This is a genomic window from Anaeromyxobacter terrae, from assembly GCF_022690685.1.
GTDB classification, from domain to species: Bacteria; Myxococcota; Myxococcia; order Myxococcales; family Anaeromyxobacteraceae; genus Anaeromyxobacter; species Anaeromyxobacter terrae.
Window position 1 is genome coordinate 71251 of record NZ_JALCYY010000013.1, and the last position, 17379, is coordinate 88629.

A 17379-nucleotide genomic window follows, 5' to 3' on the forward strand; every position below is an offset into this window, starting at 1 on the left:
GCGGCGGCTCGTGCGCGCGCCGGTGTACAGGAGCCTCGAGGCGAAGAACACCGTTCTTGGCCTCGCGTTCCCCACGGAGTTCACGGTCGTGCTCTCCGCGTGGTGGGCCGGGATGATCTCCGCCGGCGCCTTCATCGGCAGCGGCATCGCCGTCGCCGCATACGTGCTCATCCGGGTCGCCAACTATGGACGGGCGGAGGGGTTCGTGCAGCACTTCCTCCAGTTCAAGGTGCGCCGAGTCGTGAGCCGCGGCCGCCTCAGCGCGGCGGCGCGCGTCGGCGCCGGCCGGGCGGCGGCGTTTCCACACGGCGAATACGCCTACGAGGGCCAGGACCTCGCCGAGCGTCTGTTCGACATCGTGCGCTCGCGCACCGGAGGTAGGACGTGATCCGGGAGACGCCGCTTGCCGATCTCATTCCGCTGTGGAGGACCCTGCGGGAAGAGGGGGTGACGGCGCTCGTCACTCCCGCGCTCGACTACGTCGGTGCCCTGGAGCTTGGCACGCTCGACGTGCGGTTCAGCGCCAGCGAGCAGGCCTCCAACATCGGCGAGGGCCTGCGGAGCCTCATCGGTTCGCTCGAAGACGAGACGACCCTGCACTTCGTCTACCAGGTCGACACGAACATCGAGCACGTCATTCGCGAGTACGAAGCGACTTGCCGAGCGGAGGAGCCGGCGCTCCGCGCGTACGTCGCTGGCCGCGCGCGGTGGCTGCGCGCGCAGCGGGTACGGCACACGCGCGTGTACCTATTCTTCTCGGAGGCCTCGCCGGCCGGTGGCGGACTCGCGCGCGGTCAGCTCGGGTTGCAGCTCCTCTACACCCGGTCGCCCGCGAAGCTCTCGGAGCCTCAGCACAGGGCGCGCGTGAAGAGGCTCGGCCAGCTTCGTGACCGTCTCACCGGACGCCTCGGGCAGCTCGGCATCTCCAGCCGCGAGCTCGACCTCGCCGACGTGCGGCGCGTCCATTTCGAGCTCCTCAACCCTGGCCGAGCCCGGGTTGGCGCCGCTCCGCCGAACGTCACACTCCGCGAGCAGACGTGGAGCCCCGAGTCGGTCCGGCGTCATGGAAACCACCTCCTCGAGCTGACGGAAGCGGAGCAGCTCTGTTTCGAGGACGTCGAGGACGGGCGCGGAGCGTTCCGGCACGGCTCGGTCGTCCGGCGCGTGTGCACGCTCAAGGTGCTCCCCGAGGCGGGCACGAACTACTGCTCCGCGGATCCGCTCCTGCGACTCGCGACCCGCGACTCGGGGACCGAGCGGGCGCCGTTCCCGTACACGCTCGCGGTCACGGTCCACGTGAAGCACCAGGGGAAGACGCGGTTCGCGCTCGACCGATCGCACAGCCTCGTGAAGCACATCAAGAACGCGCTCCCCTTCCTGCAGAACGAGAGCGTCGATCAGGACGAGGCGGAGCGCGCGAAGCGCGAGAGCATCCGAGGGCTCTTCGAGGAGCTGAACAACCTCAGCTCCAAGATCGTGGCGCTCTCCGTGAGCCTTCTCCTCGAAGGCAAGTCGCTCGAGGAGGTGGACGCGCAGGCGGAGGCCGCCCGCGTAGCGTTCTCGCAGTGCGGCAACTCCGAGATGCTGGTCGAGGAAGTCACCCAGATCCCGGCCTTCCTCTCGATGCTGCCCGGAGCGGGTCCCTACCAGCTCCGCAAGAAGGGCTGCACGAGCCGGAATGCGGCGGACTTCCTTCCAGTGTTCGCCGCCTGGAACGGCACCGCGAAGGCGGCGTCCGTCCTGCTTACGCCGGGAGGGGATTTCTTCCGCCTGCACCTCGCGGACAAGCGGCTCTCGACCGCGCACCACGGCCTTGTCGTGGCGGACACGGGCAGCGGCAAGTCGTTCGCGTTCGGGAACCTCGTCCTCGACGCGCTCGCGGCGGGAGACGAGGCGATCCTCATCGACAACGGCAACTCCTGGGAGCCCCTCACGGCGCTCCTCGGCGGGATCCACATCCCCGTCGACATCAAGACGTCCGTGAGCCCGTTCGTCGAGTACGCGGCGATGCTCGACCGCGAGACCGGCGAGTTCTCGAACGAGGAGCTCCAGGACGTCGTCACGTTCCTGCAGGTGTGCGCGACCGAACCCGGCCAACCCGGCTTCGACAAGGTGACGTTCGATGCCGTCGCGCGCGCGGTGCGCTGGTCGTACGAGACGCACTTCCGGGATCGCCCAGCTGAACGACCGCTCCTCGGCCACTTTCGCGACGCGCTGAGGCACTACCCCTGGGAGAATGCCGACGATCGCGCAATCGCCGAGCGCGTCCACCGGAAGCTCGGCCCATTCGCGGACGGCATGTATGCGGACTTCGTGAACCGCCCGTCGAGCCTGCGGTTCGACGCGAAGCTCCTCACGTTCGACCTCCAGCGCGTCTCGCAGGACCCAGTCCTGAAGCAGCTCGCGATGGCCTGCATCATCCAGGCGGTGACGAATCGCGCGTCCAGCCGCCGTGCGCACACGATCGTCGCGGTGGACGAAGGGCACGAGCATCTGGGGCAGGACGACGTCGGCGAGCGCTTCCTCGCGGGCTGTTACCGCAAAATGCGCAAGTACGACGTCTCGATGTGGATGATCAGCCAGGCGCTCCGGGACTTCGTGAATGCGAAGGCCGGCCCCGCGATCATCGCGAACAGCGCCCTCAAGATCTTCCTCTGGCACAACCGCGGCCACGAGGAGGTCGCGAGCTACTTCGGCCTCTCGCCGGGCGCGCTGGAGGCGTTCCGGCGCCTCGAGCGCAAGCCGGGCCACTACTCGGACTTCCTGCTCATGTACGGAAAGGAGGTCACGACCGTTCGGCTCGCGCCCCACCCGCTCGCGTACTGGATCCTCACGACGGACCCGCAAGACAAGGAGCTGCTCGCGCGGGCCCAGAAGAAAAACCCGATGCTCGACCGGTTGCGGCTGCTCGAGGAGCTCGCCGCGATCTACCCGCACGGCGTCGTCGGACAGGGAGTGCGGTCCCGTTCAGCTGCATGAGTGTTGGAGAAGGAGGGCTCCATGTTGCGCAGACTGCCGCGCGTCGTTCTCGTCGCCATCCTGTGCGTCGCGCTCTCGCTCGGGGTCGGGATCCAGGCGGCCTACGCGGACCTGTTCGGTGCTGACGTCCCGATCCTGACGAATATCCTCACAACCTCGCTCCAGCAGCTCGACACCGCCACCAAAACGTTCGAGACGCTCGGCAAGGCGTACCAGGAGACGAAGCGCCTCGCCAGCTACGCAGCCGACGCGCGGGAAGCGTACGAGGAGATCCGGGCCTTCAGCGGCGAACGCCTTGCGAACAGCGGGCTGAACGCTCTCCATCGCGCGTACCCGGAGATCTCCTTCTTCCAGGGTGAAGCCCAGTACGGCTACCGGAGTTGGGGACAGGGCTACGGCGGGTTCTCGCCCGAGCTGCAGCGGTGCCTCCAGGACATCACCAGGGATGCCGTGCGAGGCGCGGGCGGCACGAGCGCCTCGTGCGACCAATGGCGGCGGACGGTCACGGCGCAGAAGCTAGATCAGGATCTTCGGCGCACGTTCGGGGATCTGCCACAGGGGCGCCCAGACCTCGACCTGGTGCGCGCAGAGGACATCGCGCGGGAGCAGCGGTACCAGGCCGAGATGGTCAAGAAGGCGGCGGTCGAGACGCAGGTGTACGACCCCGAGAACGGGATGCTCCAGAAGTGCCTGACCGCGCGCGACCCCGTCGTGTGCCAGACGCTCGCGGCGCAGGCGCAGATCCAGGCGTTCGAACAGCAAGCGGAGACGAATCGAAAACTCGAGGAGCTCATCCACCAGCAGACCATCGCGAACGAGCTGAAAATCGCGGAAGCGAAGCGCTTCGAGGACGAGGAGAGCGCGCGGCGCGCGTCGCTCGTCGACGGGCTGCGCGCGTTCGGCTGGAAGGGCGAGGCGCGGCAGACAAACGGCAACGCGCAGCCACCTGCCGCGTCGCCGTCGCCAGCGCCAGTGCCGGGGGGGAGCCCACGATGACGCCGCGGGCGACGCAGCTTTTCGTCTCGACCGTGCTTCTCGCGCTGCTCGCCGCGGCGCCGGGCGCAGCCGCGGCCCAGAAGAACCCGCCGGCTACGCCGTGGGCCAATCAGGGGTGGGATTCGCAGGCGAGCCGCGAGGGTCTCCTCGGTGGCTTCCACTGGAACTTCGAATCAACCGACCCGAAGCAGGCGGCGATGCGTGACCTCATCGCGAAGGTTCGGCGCATCGCGTGGGAGTTCTTCCCGCTCGCCCTCATCCTCGGCCTGCTCATCGAGGCGTTCGGGCGAGCACCGGGGCAGGGACGCGACCTCTCCGTCGTGATCTGGCGCGCCGTGTTGGTGATGTTCCTGCTCGTCTTCTACGTCCCGATCTTCAACGGCCTCATCGTCAACGTGTTCGACCCGCTCGCGGACAAGGTCACGCCCGTGAGCGGCATGGGCGAGTTCCTCGACCGCGCCGCCAAGGCCGCTCAGGGCATGCCGACGAGCACGGACCCGAGTACCACACTCCCCCAGCCGCCGGGCGCGAGCGGCGGAGGCGTCGTGAGCGGCCTCACCTCCAAGGTCGGCGGCTTCTTCTACGACAGCCTCGTCGCTTTCCTCCTCCTCGTCGCCGAAGGGCTCGTCATCGTCATGGTGAAGCTGGGGAAGGTCCTGGCCGCCCTCCTCTTCTGCATCGGGCCGCTCGCTCTCGTCGCCGCGATCCCGCGTCCTTCGTCGACCGGGACGAAGTGGTTCGGCCACTTCGTCACCGTGCTGTCGTGGCCGATCTTCACGGGCCTGCTCCTCAGCATCATGGTCGCGATGGGGAGCGAGGGCGCCGAAACCGCCGGCTACATCGCGGCGGTCATCGCGTCGCTGCTCATGGGCGCGATCGCTCTCTCGACCCCGAGGCTCGCCGCTCAAGTTGTGGGCGGCACGCTCGAGAACCTCATGTCTAGCGGCTTGCGGTCCGTGAAGGATGTTCACAAGGACGCGGTGGGCGGTGCGAAGCACACCGGGTCCGTGGTGGCGCACACCGTCGGTGCAGCAGGAGTGGCGGCGGGCGTCGCCGGCAGTGCGGCGGGAGCGGCAGCGAAAGCAGCAAACGCGACGGCGACGTTCGGAATGCCCCAGGGACTCGATCCCGAGACCCTTGCCGGCGCGATGCGGGCCACCGGAACCGTCGCGTCAAATCCTCCGGGTGGCGGCTCCTCCGGCGCGACGCAGTCGCGGAACGCCCCCGGCGGCGGACGCGGCAGCTGATCCGGACCACTCGTCCCTCCACGGGGGAAAGGAGCACCAAGATGGCTACCTCACTGCCCACAGTCCGAACCGAATCCGCGGATCCCCGGCCGCCCGGCGCGCCGGGCGCGGTCTGGGACGCGTTCGCGCGCCAGGCTGCTTGGAAGAACTGGGCGCTCATCCTCCTATTCGGCCTCCTCCTGCTCTCGATCCTCGCGAACGTCCGTCTCGCGGCGCGTCCCCCGGAGTTCGTCGTGGTCGAGAACCCCGGCGGGAAATCGACTCTCGTGCAGCGGGGCGTGGCGACGGACGCGCTCCTCAAGTTTCTTGCGGACAAGACGAAGCCGCCGGAGATCGCAGTCGTCCGCTTCACGCGCGATTTCGTCCAGCTCGCGTTCGGGATCAACTCGTCCACCATCGACGCCAACTGGCCTCAGGCGCTGTTGATGATGACGGAGCCGATGCGAGAGCGGGTGAACAAGCAGACCGAGTCCGCGAAGCTCCTCGATACGTATCGCGCCGCACAGGTACGGAGCGATCTCTCCATCGAGGACATCATCCTCATCGAGCAGACCCCCACGCTCCTGCACGTGAAGACCACCTTGAGCCGCCGGAAGGGACCGCTCCTCGGGGGCGGTCCCTTCACGGTCGATCGGCTCGCGGTCGACCTGGTCGAGGCGGTCGTGCCCGTGTCTCCCGAGCATCCCGACGGCCTCGCTATCGCGGAGTGGCAGATCCAGGAGCTGCCCGCAACCCCCCCCGCGATGGCGAAGACGGAGGCCGGCAATGCTCCGTAGCCTCGCGCTCGCGGTCCTGGTGACCGTCGCGCCCGCCGCCGCGCTTGCCGCCGGAAACGCGAAGCCTGCGCGCGCGGACGGCGCTTCAATGAAGCGTGAGCTGCGCCGCCGCTCCCTCAGCATCAACGACCGCAACGTCTCATCGCTTCCGGAGATCCACGTCGCGGGAGGGATCGCGACGATCCTCAGCTTCCAGGTGCCGCTCAGGGACGGCGGAGCGTTCATAGCGGACGTGAACGGCCTCATGAATCCGCTCAGCCAGAGCGAGCGATTCGTGGTGCTCGTGCCGAAGAAGGACCTCCGCGCTCCCCTGCCCCTGAACGTCTCGCTCGCCGATGGCACGGTCCTCACCTTCAAGCTTCTCACCGTCGCTACCGACGCGGATGCCCAGGTGGACGTCGTCCTCGACCTGCAGAAGCACGCCGCGCCCGACTCGGCGGCAGCCCTCAAGGCGAGCCTCATCTCCGTTCGAGCGCAGCTCGACGAGTGCCAGGCCGGTTCCGCAACGGCGGGTGTCGCGAAGATCGCCTCGCTCTTCATCCAGCAGAACCTGGACGCGCCGCACGCCTTCGAGCGCCACGCCGTTCGCGGGGGCGACAAGCAGAGCCGTCTTCTCGTCGAGGCGCGGTGGGCGTACCGCCTCCTCGGGATGACCTACCTCGTGCTCACGGTCGAGAACCGGGATCCCTCCAAGTCCTGGGTGCTCGACCGGGCCGAGGTGAAGCTGCGCGGCAGCAGCAGCGTCGACGTGAAGGTGCTCTCGATCCAGGCGGAGCTCGCGGCGCTGCCGCCGGACGTCGCCGAGAAGTTGGTAGTCGCGTTCGCGACCCCGCCGCAGACCGCTCGACAGAAGGTGAGCCTCTCGTTGTTTGAGAGAGACGGCTCGCGGCACGTCGTGCTCGAGGGGCTCGAGCTCTAGGAGGGTGTCCATGCCCGCGCACGTCGATCCCGACAACCTCCAGGCCGGCACGTCCGTGGGGGTCTACACCGTCGTGCGGCGCGTCGGCGCCGGCGGGTTCGGGACGCTCTACCAAGTGGAACGCGACGGGAAGCACTACGCGCTCAAGCTCTCGCGCGAGCGGCTCGGGTCGCTCACTCCGGAGAAGCGGAAGCGCTTCGAGGACCGAACGGATCGCGAGGTCGCGGCGCTCAAGTCGCTCCGCCACCCGAACATCGTGTCGATCTACGCCGTCGACCGGTGGCCGGAGCTCGAGACGGGCTACCCGTTCCTCGTGATGGAGTTCGTCGAGGGGCAACGGCTGGATGCGTGGTGCAGGACGGGATCGCCATCGCTCCTGCGAATCTGCGAGGTGTTCGAGAAGATCGGCCGGGCCGTTCACCACATGCATGAGCGGCAGCTCTTCCACCGGGACCTGAAGAGCGAGAACGTGCTCGTCCGAGCGGACGGCGAGCCCGTCCTCATCGACTTCGGGATCGCGAGAGCACGCGCGTCATACAGAGTGACGCGTCAGCTCGACGTGGTCGGCACGTCCACGCACTACGCGCCGGAGTACCTGAATCACGTCTACTCGGAGGCATTCGAGCGGGGTGTGGACTTCGAGTGGACCGCCGCCACCGACCTGCACGCCGTTGGCTACATGCTGTACGAGATCCTCGCCGGCCGAGCGCCGTTCAGCGGCGACAGCGAGCCCGAGATCTGGCGGGCGATCCAGACGGTCGTGCCGCCGGCGCCGTCGTTGGTGAATCCGAGCGCGCCAGGAGCGCTGGACAACGTCGTCCTGAAGCTCCTCGAGAAGGACCCGCGTGATCGGTACCAGAGCGGCACCGAGCTCGCGGATGCGATCCAGCGCATCCGCGACGACAAGCTCGGGGACTCCGCCTGGACCGGCCCGTTCGACGTGGCTCCCGAGGCGCTCGGGACCGTCGTGACGACCGCCGCGAGGCCGCGGCCAGTACTGGGGCGTGTCGCAGACGAAGGCGACATCGAGCCGATCCTATCGATGGCTGGACCGAGGCGGGCGACTTCTGGCGTCGACGATTTCCTTTCGACGACGCCGCTCATGCAGGCCCTCGAGAAGGGTGCCAGGCCGGGCGTGCCGGCCGGCCCCGTCGTCGACGAGGTTCCGTTCGCTGCGCCGTCGGGCGTGAGGCCGGTCTTCGTGGCACCTGCCGACGCCCCCGCGGCGCCTGCGTCGCAGCGCTCGAACGGCCCCCCCGAGGTTCCCTCGGCGATACGCCGCGTGAAGGAGCAAATCGAGCGGGCGGATCGAGGAACGCGGAAGCTGCCGCCGGTCGGCGTCATGGTGGGGCTCGGCGCGGTCGCGGTGCTTCTCGGGTTCCTCGCCATCGTCGGAAGCTCGAGCCGCGCCGAGCCGAAGCCGAGCAGCCTCTTCGAGAAGGTCCGGAACGGGGCGGACGCCGGAGACGCCGCGAGTGCCGCCGCCCCTACGCCTGCCCCGGTCGTCCCGAGCATTCCCCTGCCGCCGCCGCCTCCTGCTCCAGAGTCACGGCGCGCGTCCGTGACCGCGACGGCGCCGACGAGCGCCCCGAGCGCTGCGGACGCACGCAGCATCGATCGTGCGCTCGTCGAGCGGTATGGCGGCCGTCCCACGATACCCGGCATCGCGAGCGGGACTGCTGCCCAGGGGAACGCGGAGAGTGGCGCAACGCCGGAGTGGATGCGCCGGTCTCAGCCTCTCCACGCGCCCGTGCGCGTCGCGGCCACGAACGCGCCTCTGGGGATCCCGACTGGCGCCCACATTCCGGTGCGGCTCCTCACGACGCTCGACAGCCGCACTGTCGGCAGCGGGCCCGTCGAGGTGAAGCTGCCGCGCCCCTTCGTCGTCCAGGGGGAACTCGTGCTTCCCGCGGGGACGCTCATGTACGGGCAGGCGTCGGCCATGGATGGGCGCTTCACGATCCGGTTCTCGAAGCTGCGCCTCCCCGACGACCGAGAGGTCGATTTCGCGGGGCTCGCGATGGACCGGGACGATGGAAGGCCAGGTCTCGCGGCGAGCCGGCGCGTCGCCGCCGCCCCGGTACGGGGCGAGGGGCTCGGAACGACTGTCGCCAAGAACACGGCGGGCGTCCTCCTCAGCACGGTCACCGGAAGTGTCGCGCAGGACGTGGCGCGACGGGCTGGCCAGACCGCGCTCAACCACCAGGACGTCGTCGCAGCGGGTGGGGCCGGCGACACGCAGCTCCTCGATCCCGGGGTCCTCTTCGACGTGTGGGTGGAGCGCGCCTTCTAGTACCCCGCCCGCCGTCCTTGACATGCAACTCCAATGGGGCAAGCATTTGGCTTCCTGTTAGATGCTAACAAACGCCCTTGTGACAGCATCTTGCTCGGGAGGGGTCATGCAGCGCATCCTCGGTATTCTCCGGGCGCGGCTCGGCGGCGCCCCAGTGCTCCCATTCGCCCCGTTGCAGCCCCTCATGCTCGCCCTCCTTCTCGGCGGCACCGGGCTCGCCTCGGCATGCGGCGGGGGACAGGGCGCGACGCCAGGAGGTGGGGGAAGCGATGGGACCATCACGGGCCTCGTCGTGAAGGGTCGGGTAGAGAACGCCACCGTCACCGCGTACCGCCTCGACTCGACGATGACGCGGGGGGCGGCGCTCGCCTTCGGGCCTTCCGCGCAGAACGGCACCTTCACGCTCCGCATCCCTCCGTACAACGGGCCCATCGAGGTGGTCGCGAGCGGCGGGACTTACCTGGAGGAGGCCGTCGGCGTGACCGTCCAGGTGACGCGCGAGCTCTCCGCCGTGCTTCCCGCCTTCCAGTCGGGCGGATCCGCGACCGTGACGCTCAGCCCCATCTCCACGATCGCGAACAGCTTCGCGCACGGCGAGGCCACCCGGGGCTCGTCCATCACCGATGCGGTGAACAACGCCTGGACGCACGTCAACAACCACTTCGGCGGTCTCGACTGGCGCATCGTTACGCCCACCGACCTCACACCGAACGAGCCCGTGACCGTGACCATGTCCGACGCCACCAAGGCCGGCCTCGTCCTCGCTGGAATGTCCCAGGCGGCGAGAGTGCTGGCCGAGGCGAGCGGCCTCAGCCCCGGCACCTCGGTGACAGGCGCCACCCTCGGCGGCGCCGCCGGAGACGATGGTCGGGACGGCACGTTCGACGGCGTAGGGCCGGGAGGGGCGCTCGTCCAGGGGTCGGTCGGTCTAACCGGTCAGACGTTCCGGCGAACCCTCGGGCAGGCCATCCTCCAGTTCGTCCAGTCGTCCCGCAACAAGACACAGCTCACCGGTGCCGACGCTCTGGCGCTCGCGAGCGCGATCGCAGCCAACAGCGACCCGTACCTCTTCTGTCCCAACCAGATTGCTTCCGCGAGCTGCGCCGGGGGACCGCTCGAGCTCACGCCGCCCGTGATCGCCTTCGTCGATCCGCCGTCGTTCGTCGGCTCCAACACGATCGACCTGAGAGTCACCGCGAACCAGCCTGTCGCGGGCGTCTCCGCGGTGTACGCACAGACCGCGGCCGGCAGCGGACCCATCGCCGCCACCTTGACCGATGGCGTGTGGACGATCGCCGGGATTCCACTCGTCGAAGGTCCGAATCTCATCTCGGTGTGGGGCGTCGATGGCGCCGGTGGCGGTACCATCGCGAACGCCGCGACCGTGACCATCACGTGCGACACGGTGGCGCCTACGCCCTACGTCCAGACGTCTACGGCCGCGTACTACGACGAGCGTGCGATGACGCTCGCGGACGCGACCGTCCCTGCGAAGTACCAGTTCCCGCCGGCCGCCGCCAAGGTGGCTCCCATCCCCCAGGGCGCCGTCTACAAGAGCACCGCTCGGCTCTCTTGGGCGACTGCGCCCACGGCGTCCGTGCTCGAGACCACGAACCCGGACAACACGCCCTTCGTTCAGCTCGCGGTTCCGATCGGCACGACCCAGGCGCCCATCGCCGCCGCGATGTATTCCATCTCTGTCGGCGGGAACGTGTACGCAGGAGATCTCGCCCCTTGGCTGAGTCCCGCCAGCACCACGACGACCGCCTACTACGATCTTCCCCTCGCCGGGAACCTCGCGCCGGTGCTCGGGACCACCCCCGGACCCGTGATCCTCGAGATCGCGACCACCTTCGTGGACGCCGCCGGGAACAGCGGCACGGTCGGTCCGATTTCCGTCCCTTTCACCGTCATCGCTCCGCCGCTCGTAATCGAGGAGGACACGTCGTTCCCGTCGTACGCCGACGCGAAGAGCACGTATCCGTACAAGCTCGCGAACAACACGTACGCCCAGCTCTTCGACGCTAGCGGCGGCAGCTTCTACGGTGGGCAGGTGCGCCTCGTGCGGTTCATCGTCCGCAACCCGAACTCCGTCCCCGTCGGCCTTCGGTCCGCGTCCGTTGGCTCCTGGACCGCGACCGAGACCTGGGACGGGACGCGGACGCGGCTCACGCCACGGAACCCCGTGACCATCAACAATTGCGTCTGTTTTTGGTCCTGCAGCTTCACCCCGCTCGTCCTCACCATGGACGGCTTCACCTTCTCGGATTGCTACCAGAACGTTGGCAACACGTGCGCGCCGAAACCGGAGTCGCAGGGAACGCCACCCACCCCCGAGAACGTCACCGGCTGGTTCACGCATGTCGCCGGTGACACCGCGGTCCACACGGCCTGCAAGCCGAAGCGCTGGTACGCGGGTGCACAAGTCGTCGCAAATTCGACTGTCGCGGCCCAAGGGTTCGTCGGGCCCGCTCCCGCCGCCGGAGAGGTGACCCCCGCCCCTGCCATCGGCGACTTCGCACTCGCCCCTGCAGCGACGGGCTCCACGCCCGGCGGGATCGCGGTCTACCTCATGCGGCCCTTGACCGCCGCACGGACCGTGCCGCTAGGCGTCTGGAACCAGTTCACCGCCGGCAATCGCTACGAGGCGAACAAGGGCTACGTCTTCATTCCCGACAGCTACACCGTCACCTCGAGCTACGTGTGGTGGTACAACGGCTCCGGTACCAACGGATGGGTTAGCGAGGCAGCCGCGCACCAGGAGATCGGCTATGTCACCGGCGCTTCCGAGTCGGTGAACGCCACGGTCGCGTTTACTACCCAGGGCGTGCACGGCTCGGCGCTCGTCGGCGAGACCGTCGCCGCGTACTCCGCGACCATTGACCGCAGTCTCACCAGCCACTGAACCCTGAGCGGGGGCCCGGTGCTCTAGCACCCTAGGATCGCCCGTCCACGTGGAGGGACCAACATGCGAACGATGCTGAGCAAGCCGACCGTTCTCCTCTTCGCCCTCGTCCTGGCCGCGTGCGAAGGGCCGACCGGCCCGCAGGGGCCTGAGGGACCCGAAGGGCTGCCGGGCGAGCCCGGCACGAGTAACCCCTACGACCGCGCCGCCAGCTACTGCCTCCAAGGCACCGGCGTCACCGCGGCGTCGGGCTGGACCGTCACGATTCGGTGCGCACAGGTCGCCGACATTCCGGTCGCTGGCAGTTGCTACGCCGCGGATCTCCCGGCGGGCGGATTTGTTGCCTCGAGCCGGTCCGTCGACTGGTCGAACACGGCCCAGGCCGCAGGCTGGACCTGCACCTGGGACTGGCAACCAGGAACGGAGCCCACTGGCGTCGGCTTCTCTTTCGGTGGCACCACCGAGATCTGCTGCGTCACACCACAGTAGCGCCAGAGGAGAGCGGCTCCATGCATGGACGCGTCCTGGCCACGTTGCTGGCGATAGCCATGCCACTCGGCGCTTTCGCCGATCGCGGTGCGTTCTCGCTCGACGCCGGCGGCATCGTCGCCGGTGTCCGCGCCGACCCCGCCATCGGTTCCGGTGACGCGGTGGCCGGTACCGTCGCGGGGGTGACCCTCGGAACGAGGTACGCCCTCACCAATCGCCTCGAGTTGACGGGAACGGCCGACTGGTTCGCCGCGGCGCCGTTCTACAACGACGACACGACGATCGTGACCGAGAACGGGACGTTCCGGGGGCAGATGCAGAGCCGCGTCAGCCGGTACTCGGCGAAGATCGGCGCCCAATACGTTCGCGGCCTCACGTGGAGAATCAGGGCCGGAGCCGAGATCGGCTGGACGCGAACGACGTCCGAGCGGCTCGATCTCGTCGACGTGACCGGGGCCGTTCCGCGCAGCTTCGGCCTGGGTCTCGGCTCCCGGACGACGGATCACCTCGTCGTGGTCGGGCTCGCCGGAGTCGAATGGGCCATCTCTGACCACGTCTCGCTAGCCATCACGCCGCGCGTCGAGTTCCCGTTTGGCGGCGGCCTGATGGCGATGACGGTGCCGCTCACGGTCGCGTACAGCTGGTACATGCTGTAGTGCTTCTCGACGTCCGCTGTGGCGTTCGTACTCCGCTGTGGGCCATGTTCCGATCCCCTGCTCGCCCGCAACGCTCCTTTCCTCCTCGGGGAATTTAGAGGAGCCCTGAGGGGTACGCCTCCGGCGCTCGCCACAGTGAGATTCTCTACGACGTCCCTCCAGGGAAGGAGGAACGTCGTGGGCGTGAAGAAATACGCGAATACGCGTGGTTCGTTCTGGAAGATCGATGTCTCGGTGACTCTCCCGGACGGGCGCGCAAAGCGCGTCCTGAAGCGGAAGATCCCGACCCGAGAGCAGGCGCTCGCGCTCGAAGCGAAGGTCCGGGCTGAGGCGTTCGAAGGCCGCTTCTTCGATCGGCTCCATGTACCGAAGGTGACGGTGGTTCAGCTCTGGAAGGAGTGGCAGCCGATCAGCCGACGCGACAAGGACTCGTGGCAGAGTGACGTAGCCAGGGCGCGATACCTGTGCGACGTCCTTGGTGACCGAGTCGCGAGCGGCCTAACGCAACGTGACGTCGACGAATACCGCAACCGGCGTCTCACGTACCACACTCGCAGAAAGAGCCCGCCATCCCCCGCATCTCTCGATCGAGAGATCGCGCAGCTCAAGCGCATGTGCAGCTACGGGGTTGAGTGCGGGCTCCTGCAGACGAACCCGGTCGCGCGCGTGAAGCTACTCAACAAGCCGAACGTGCGGCGCACGATCATTGACGAGGCGGAGTTCGCGACCCTCGTTGCCGCCGCCGATCCGGAGCTCAGGCCCATCCTCATCGTGGCGTACGACACCGGCATGAGGAAGGGCGAGATCCTCAACCTCCGCTGGTCGCAGATCGATCTCCGCATCGGTGCGATCAGGCTGGCGGCTGAGGATACGAAGACAAACTTCGCGCGAACCGTCTACCTGACGAACCGCGTGATAGACGAACTAAAGAAGCAGCCGAGACACATCGGCACCGATTACGTCTTCGTGAACCCGGAAACGTGCACGCGCTGGGAGGATGCGAGGAAGTTGTTCGTTCGGGCTCGCCGCAACGCAAATCTGGCGCATGTCTGGTTCCACGACCTCCGGCGCAGCTTTGTCACCAACGCACGGCGCCGCGGTGTGGCGGAGTCGGTCGTCATGCGGATGTCGGGTCACCGGACCCGGAACGTGTTCGACCGCTACAACATCGTCGAGGACGAGGACGTGCGGAACGCAGTCAAGGTGATCGAGGCCGGGACGGCTCGCGACCTCGCGGAGTTAGCAGCTTCACCCTGAAGTTTCGCCCCGACCGCGCGTAGAATGCGGACGTGCGAGGCTTCGTAGCCAACACGGATCTGGAGTGGTTCACCTTTCTTCGCGAGCGTCAGCCGCTCGACGAGGTGAACTTCTGGCAGCCGTCTGGCCACGACGCCTTCCGCGCGCTCCAGCCCGGCGAACCTCTGCTCTTCCGCCTGAAGAGCCCCATCAACGCGATCGCCGGCTTCGGTCTCTTCGCTCGCCACGAGATCGTCCCGGCGTGGCTTGCGTGGGAGTCCTTCGAACTGCGGAATGGCGCCCCCGACTACGACACGATGTGCCACCGCATCGAGCGGTACCGGCACGGTCAGCCGGCCGATCCTCATCGCCAGTACCGGATCGGCTGCATCATGCTCTCGCAGCCACTCTTCTTCGCAGACGGTGACTGGGTCCCGGAACCGGTGGACTGGCCACGGAACACCGTGCGCGGGAAAGGCTACGACCTCGCGGAGGGCGAGGGGCGACGTGTCTGGGAGGACTGTCTCGCCCGCCTGCGCTCGCGAGCCGCGCCGCTCGCGGCGGAACCTGTCGTCGTCACGGGCGCGGAGCGTTTCGGTGCTCCGCAGATCGTGCTGCCGCGGCTTGGGCAGGGCACGTTTCGCGTCGCGGTGACGCAGGCGTATGGCGCCTGCGCTGTGACGGGGGAGCACTCGCTCCCGGTGCTCGAGGCGGCTCACGTGCAGCCGTTCTCGAAGGGCGGTTCGCACGAGGTAAGGAACGGGCTTCTTCTTCGGACCGACATCCACCGGCTCTTCGATCGCGGATACGTGACGGTCACGCCGGAGCTCCGCTTCGAGGTGAGCGACCGGCTCAAGGCGGAGTACGACAACGGCAAGGCGTACTACGCGCTGCACGGGAGTCGCATCCACATCCCCGGCCGCGACACAGATCGTCCCGATCCTCGGCAGCTCCGCTGGCACAACGAGAACGTCTACGAGCGCGGGATCGCCGCCTGACGATGCAGGTCGCGACGGTCACTACGTCTGATCGGTCGCTCCTCGGGGCAGTGCGCGGCACGCTTGCGACCGCCGAGGATGCGTTTCTGTGCGTCGCGTTCGTCCAGGAGAAGGGCGTTCACCTCGTCGAAAAGGAGCTCGAAGCGCTTCGCAAGCGACGGGGCCGCGCCAGACTTCTCGTGACGACCACGTTCCAGACGACCTCGGCGCCGGCGCTCGGGATGGCGGCACGACTCGGCCTCGAGGTACGCGTCCTGAACCCTGGCTCCGGCTCGACGTTTCACCCCAAGCTATACCTCGGCCGGAACGGCGCCCGCGCACGCGCCGTCATCGGCTCCGCTAACCTGACCGGCGGCCTCGCGACGAACCTGGAGGCGGCGGTGGCGCTTGATGGCGAGCGTAAGGACGAGCCACTCTCGCGGGCGTGGGAGTGGGTTGAATCGCTCTGGACCGACACGCGGGTTCACGCCTGGTACCCCGGCAACGGCGTCGCCGAGCCCGCCGGCGAGGAGCTCGACCCCGAGCTGTACGCCGCCATCCGCGCCGAGTGGCTACGGAACCCCCTGTTCCACACACTCGGGCCGCATCGCAGACGAAACCTCGTGACGGACGTCACGCCGAGCGTCGTCTACGTCGAGACGGCGCGGTCGCGGAGCGAGCGTGGCGGCGCAGCCGAGATCCCCGCGTGGATGTTCAATCTCGCGTGGGACCAGCTGAGAACGCATGGGATCCTCACGAACCGCACGCTGCTGAAGGACCTTCGCGTCCACCGTTCGAGCGCAGTCTGCGCCATCCTCGCACGATTACCGGGTGTCGACGCGGACGCGGGCAGGTACATCACGCTCCGGTGGAAAGGCCGCGAGGTGGCATGAGGTACTTATGACGAGACCCGATTCCGGCCCGACCGCTTCGATTCGTACAGCTTCTCGTCGGCAGCCTTCATGAGCTGTTGTGGGGTCTTCATCTCCGGACCGAGCTCGGCGACGCCGAGCGAGATCGTCACCGGAATCACCGCACCGTCGAAGCTGAATCGGTGCCGCTCGACCGCCGTGCGAAACTTCTCGGCAACCGTGGCGGCGCCCTCGCGTGTTGCCTCCGGCAGGACGAGGGCGAACTCTTCGCCTCCGTACCGGGCGAAGCACTCCTCGGCGCGAACCTGGGCACGGATCATCGCGCCGAGTTCCCGGAGGACCTCGTCGCCGGCAAGGTGACTGTGTGTGTCATTGATCTTCTTGAAGTGGTCGATGTCGAACATCACGAGCGACAGCGGACGGCCATGGCGGTGCGCGCGGACGATCTCGCGCTCGAGCGTCTCCAGGAGGAAGCGCTTCGTGGACGCCTGTGTCAGGGCGTCGGTCACCATGAGGGTGTAGATCTCCTCGTGGTACTGCGCCTCGACGTCGCCGCCCGCGAAGTACTTGAAGATGGCGGGACCCACCTTGAAGCGGTCCCCACCGCGGAGCGTCTGCTCGGAGACGAGTCGATCGTTCAGGAACGTCCCGTTGGTCGAACGCAGGTCCACGAGCGCGTGGTCGCGCCCCCGCGGCTCGATTCGGACGTGCAACCGCGACACGCTCGTCTCGTCGACGACGATGGTCGCGCCTGTACCACGCCCGATAGTCACGGCCTCTTCCCAGCCCAACGCCCACTTCCGGCCAAGGTGGCTCCGATCGTGGGAGTGGATGAGCACGATGCAAGCGCCCGCAGGCCGAGCCTTCTCACCAATGAGCGAGAGCCGCGTGAGGCGCGTTCGGTTGGAGGACGCGGCTGCCGCCGTTTCATCCTTCACTAGCACGAGCTGCTTCCGGTCTCCCTCGTCCATCGCTCCCTCGCGCGCGGGTCTGACGCATCTTAGCATCTAGTTGTCATCCGTGTGGCGGCTGGG

The 17379-nt window shown here is 68.0% G+C and carries 14 protein-coding genes; 13 read left to right on the forward strand and 1 reads right to left on the reverse strand.

Annotated features, from left to right (window positions below; genetic code table 11):
- Positions 1 to 10 precede the first annotated feature (10 nt).
- The 13 genes from MNY62_RS08080 (at position 11) to MNY62_RS08140 (ending at position 16366) form a co-directional block, all read left to right on the forward strand.
- The gene (locus MNY62_RS08080) at positions 11 to 388 is read left to right on the forward strand and encodes a hypothetical protein (protein ID WP_242343627.1); all 378 of its coding nucleotides are present in this window, start codon (positions 11 to 13) and stop codon (positions 386 to 388) included.
- On the forward strand, positions 385 to 2979 hold the full coding sequence (locus MNY62_RS08085) for a TraC family protein (protein ID WP_242343628.1): 2595 nt from the start codon (positions 385 to 387) through the stop codon (positions 2977 to 2979). Before MNY62_RS08080 ends, MNY62_RS08085 begins: the two co-directional genes overlap by 4 nt.
- 21 nt (positions 2980 to 3000) lie before the next feature.
- Entirely contained in the window at positions 3001 to 3975 is a 975-nt protein-coding gene (locus tag MNY62_RS08090; protein WP_242343630.1) for a hypothetical protein, read from the forward strand.
- A complete protein-coding gene (locus MNY62_RS08095) occupies positions 3972 to 5222 on the forward strand; it encodes a hypothetical protein (RefSeq protein ID WP_242343632.1) in 1251 nt (416 codons plus the stop codon). Before MNY62_RS08090 ends, MNY62_RS08095 begins: the two co-directional genes overlap by 4 nt.
- A 41-nt stretch (positions 5223 to 5263) precedes the next feature.
- Positions 5264 to 5998: a hypothetical protein gene (locus MNY62_RS08100; RefSeq protein ID WP_242343633.1), complete on the forward strand. Its 735-nt coding sequence runs from the start codon at positions 5264 to 5266 to the stop codon at positions 5996 to 5998.
- On the forward strand, positions 5988 to 6917 hold the full coding sequence (locus MNY62_RS08105) for a DUF2381 family protein (protein WP_242343635.1): 930 nt from the start codon (positions 5988 to 5990) through the stop codon (positions 6915 to 6917). Before MNY62_RS08100 ends, MNY62_RS08105 begins: the two co-directional genes overlap by 11 nt.
- A 10-nt stretch (positions 6918 to 6927) precedes the next feature.
- On the forward strand, positions 6928 to 9210 hold the full coding sequence (locus MNY62_RS08110) for a protein kinase domain-containing protein (RefSeq protein WP_242343637.1): 2283 nt from the start codon (positions 6928 to 6930) through the stop codon (positions 9208 to 9210).
- Positions 9211 to 9316: 106 nt separating this feature from the next.
- Positions 9317 to 12115: a hypothetical protein gene (locus tag MNY62_RS08115; RefSeq protein ID WP_242343638.1), complete on the forward strand. Its 2799-nt coding sequence runs from the start codon at positions 9317 to 9319 to the stop codon at positions 12113 to 12115.
- Positions 12116 to 12178: 63 nt separating this feature from the next.
- Positions 12179 to 12604 (forward strand): hypothetical protein, encoded by a 426-nt coding sequence (locus MNY62_RS08120; RefSeq protein ID WP_242343639.1) that lies wholly within the window; start codon positions 12179 to 12181, stop codon positions 12602 to 12604.
- 20 nt (positions 12605 to 12624) lie between these two features.
- Positions 12625 to 13260 carry an outer membrane beta-barrel protein gene (locus MNY62_RS08125; RefSeq protein ID WP_242343641.1) on the forward strand — a complete coding sequence of 212 codons (636 nt, stop codon included), beginning with the start codon at positions 12625 to 12627 and terminating at the stop codon, positions 13258 to 13260.
- Positions 13261 to 13437: 177 nt separating this feature from the next.
- Positions 13438 to 14517, forward strand: coding sequence for a tyrosine-type recombinase/integrase (locus MNY62_RS08130; RefSeq protein WP_242343642.1), 1080 nt, complete (start codon positions 13438 to 13440; stop codon positions 14515 to 14517).
- A gap of 32 nt (positions 14518 to 14549) precedes the next feature.
- The gene (locus MNY62_RS08135) at positions 14550 to 15494 is read left to right on the forward strand and encodes an HNH endonuclease (RefSeq protein ID WP_242343644.1); all 945 of its coding nucleotides are present in this window, start codon (positions 14550 to 14552) and stop codon (positions 15492 to 15494) included.
- 2 nt (positions 15495 to 15496) lie between these two features.
- Positions 15497 to 16366: a phospholipase D family protein gene (locus tag MNY62_RS08140; RefSeq protein WP_242343646.1), complete on the forward strand. Its 870-nt coding sequence runs from the start codon at positions 15497 to 15499 to the stop codon at positions 16364 to 16366.
- A gap of 5 nt (positions 16367 to 16371) precedes the next feature.
- Here MNY62_RS08140 and MNY62_RS08145 read toward each other — a convergent pair whose 3' ends face one another.
- A complete protein-coding gene (locus MNY62_RS08145; RefSeq protein WP_242343647.1) occupies positions 16372 to 17316 on the reverse strand; it encodes a GGDEF domain-containing protein in 945 nt (314 codons plus the stop codon).
- Positions 17317 to 17379: the final 63 nt, after the last annotated feature.

Coding starts and splice junctions, on each gene's coding strand:
- MNY62_RS08090 (WP_242343630.1), top strand. CDS start 3,001: ATGTTGCGCAGACTGCCGCGCGTCGTTCTCGTCGCCATCCTGTGCGTC.
- MNY62_RS08095 (WP_242343632.1), top strand. CDS start 3,972: ATGACGCCGCGGGCGACGCAGCTTTTCGTCTCGACCGTGCTTCTCGCG.
- MNY62_RS08100 (WP_242343633.1), top strand. CDS start 5,264: ATGGCTACCTCACTGCCCACAGTCCGAACCGAATCCGCGGATCCCCGG.
- MNY62_RS08105 (WP_242343635.1), top strand. CDS start 5,988: ATGCTCCGTAGCCTCGCGCTCGCGGTCCTGGTGACCGTCGCGCCCGCC.
- MNY62_RS08110 (WP_242343637.1), top strand. CDS start 6,928: ATGCCCGCGCACGTCGATCCCGACAACCTCCAGGCCGGCACGTCCGTG.
- MNY62_RS08115 (WP_242343638.1), top strand. CDS start 9,317: ATGCAGCGCATCCTCGGTATTCTCCGGGCGCGGCTCGGCGGCGCCCCA.
- MNY62_RS08120 (WP_242343639.1), top strand. CDS start 12,179: ATGCGAACGATGCTGAGCAAGCCGACCGTTCTCCTCTTCGCCCTCGTC.
- MNY62_RS08125 (WP_242343641.1), top strand. CDS start 12,625: ATGCATGGACGCGTCCTGGCCACGTTGCTGGCGATAGCCATGCCACTC.
- MNY62_RS08140 (WP_242343646.1), top strand. CDS start 15,497: ATGCAGGTCGCGACGGTCACTACGTCTGATCGGTCGCTCCTCGGGGCA.
- MNY62_RS08145 (WP_242343647.1), bottom strand. CDS start 17,316: ATGGACGAGGGAGACCGGAAGCAGCTCGTGCTAGTGAAGGATGAAACG.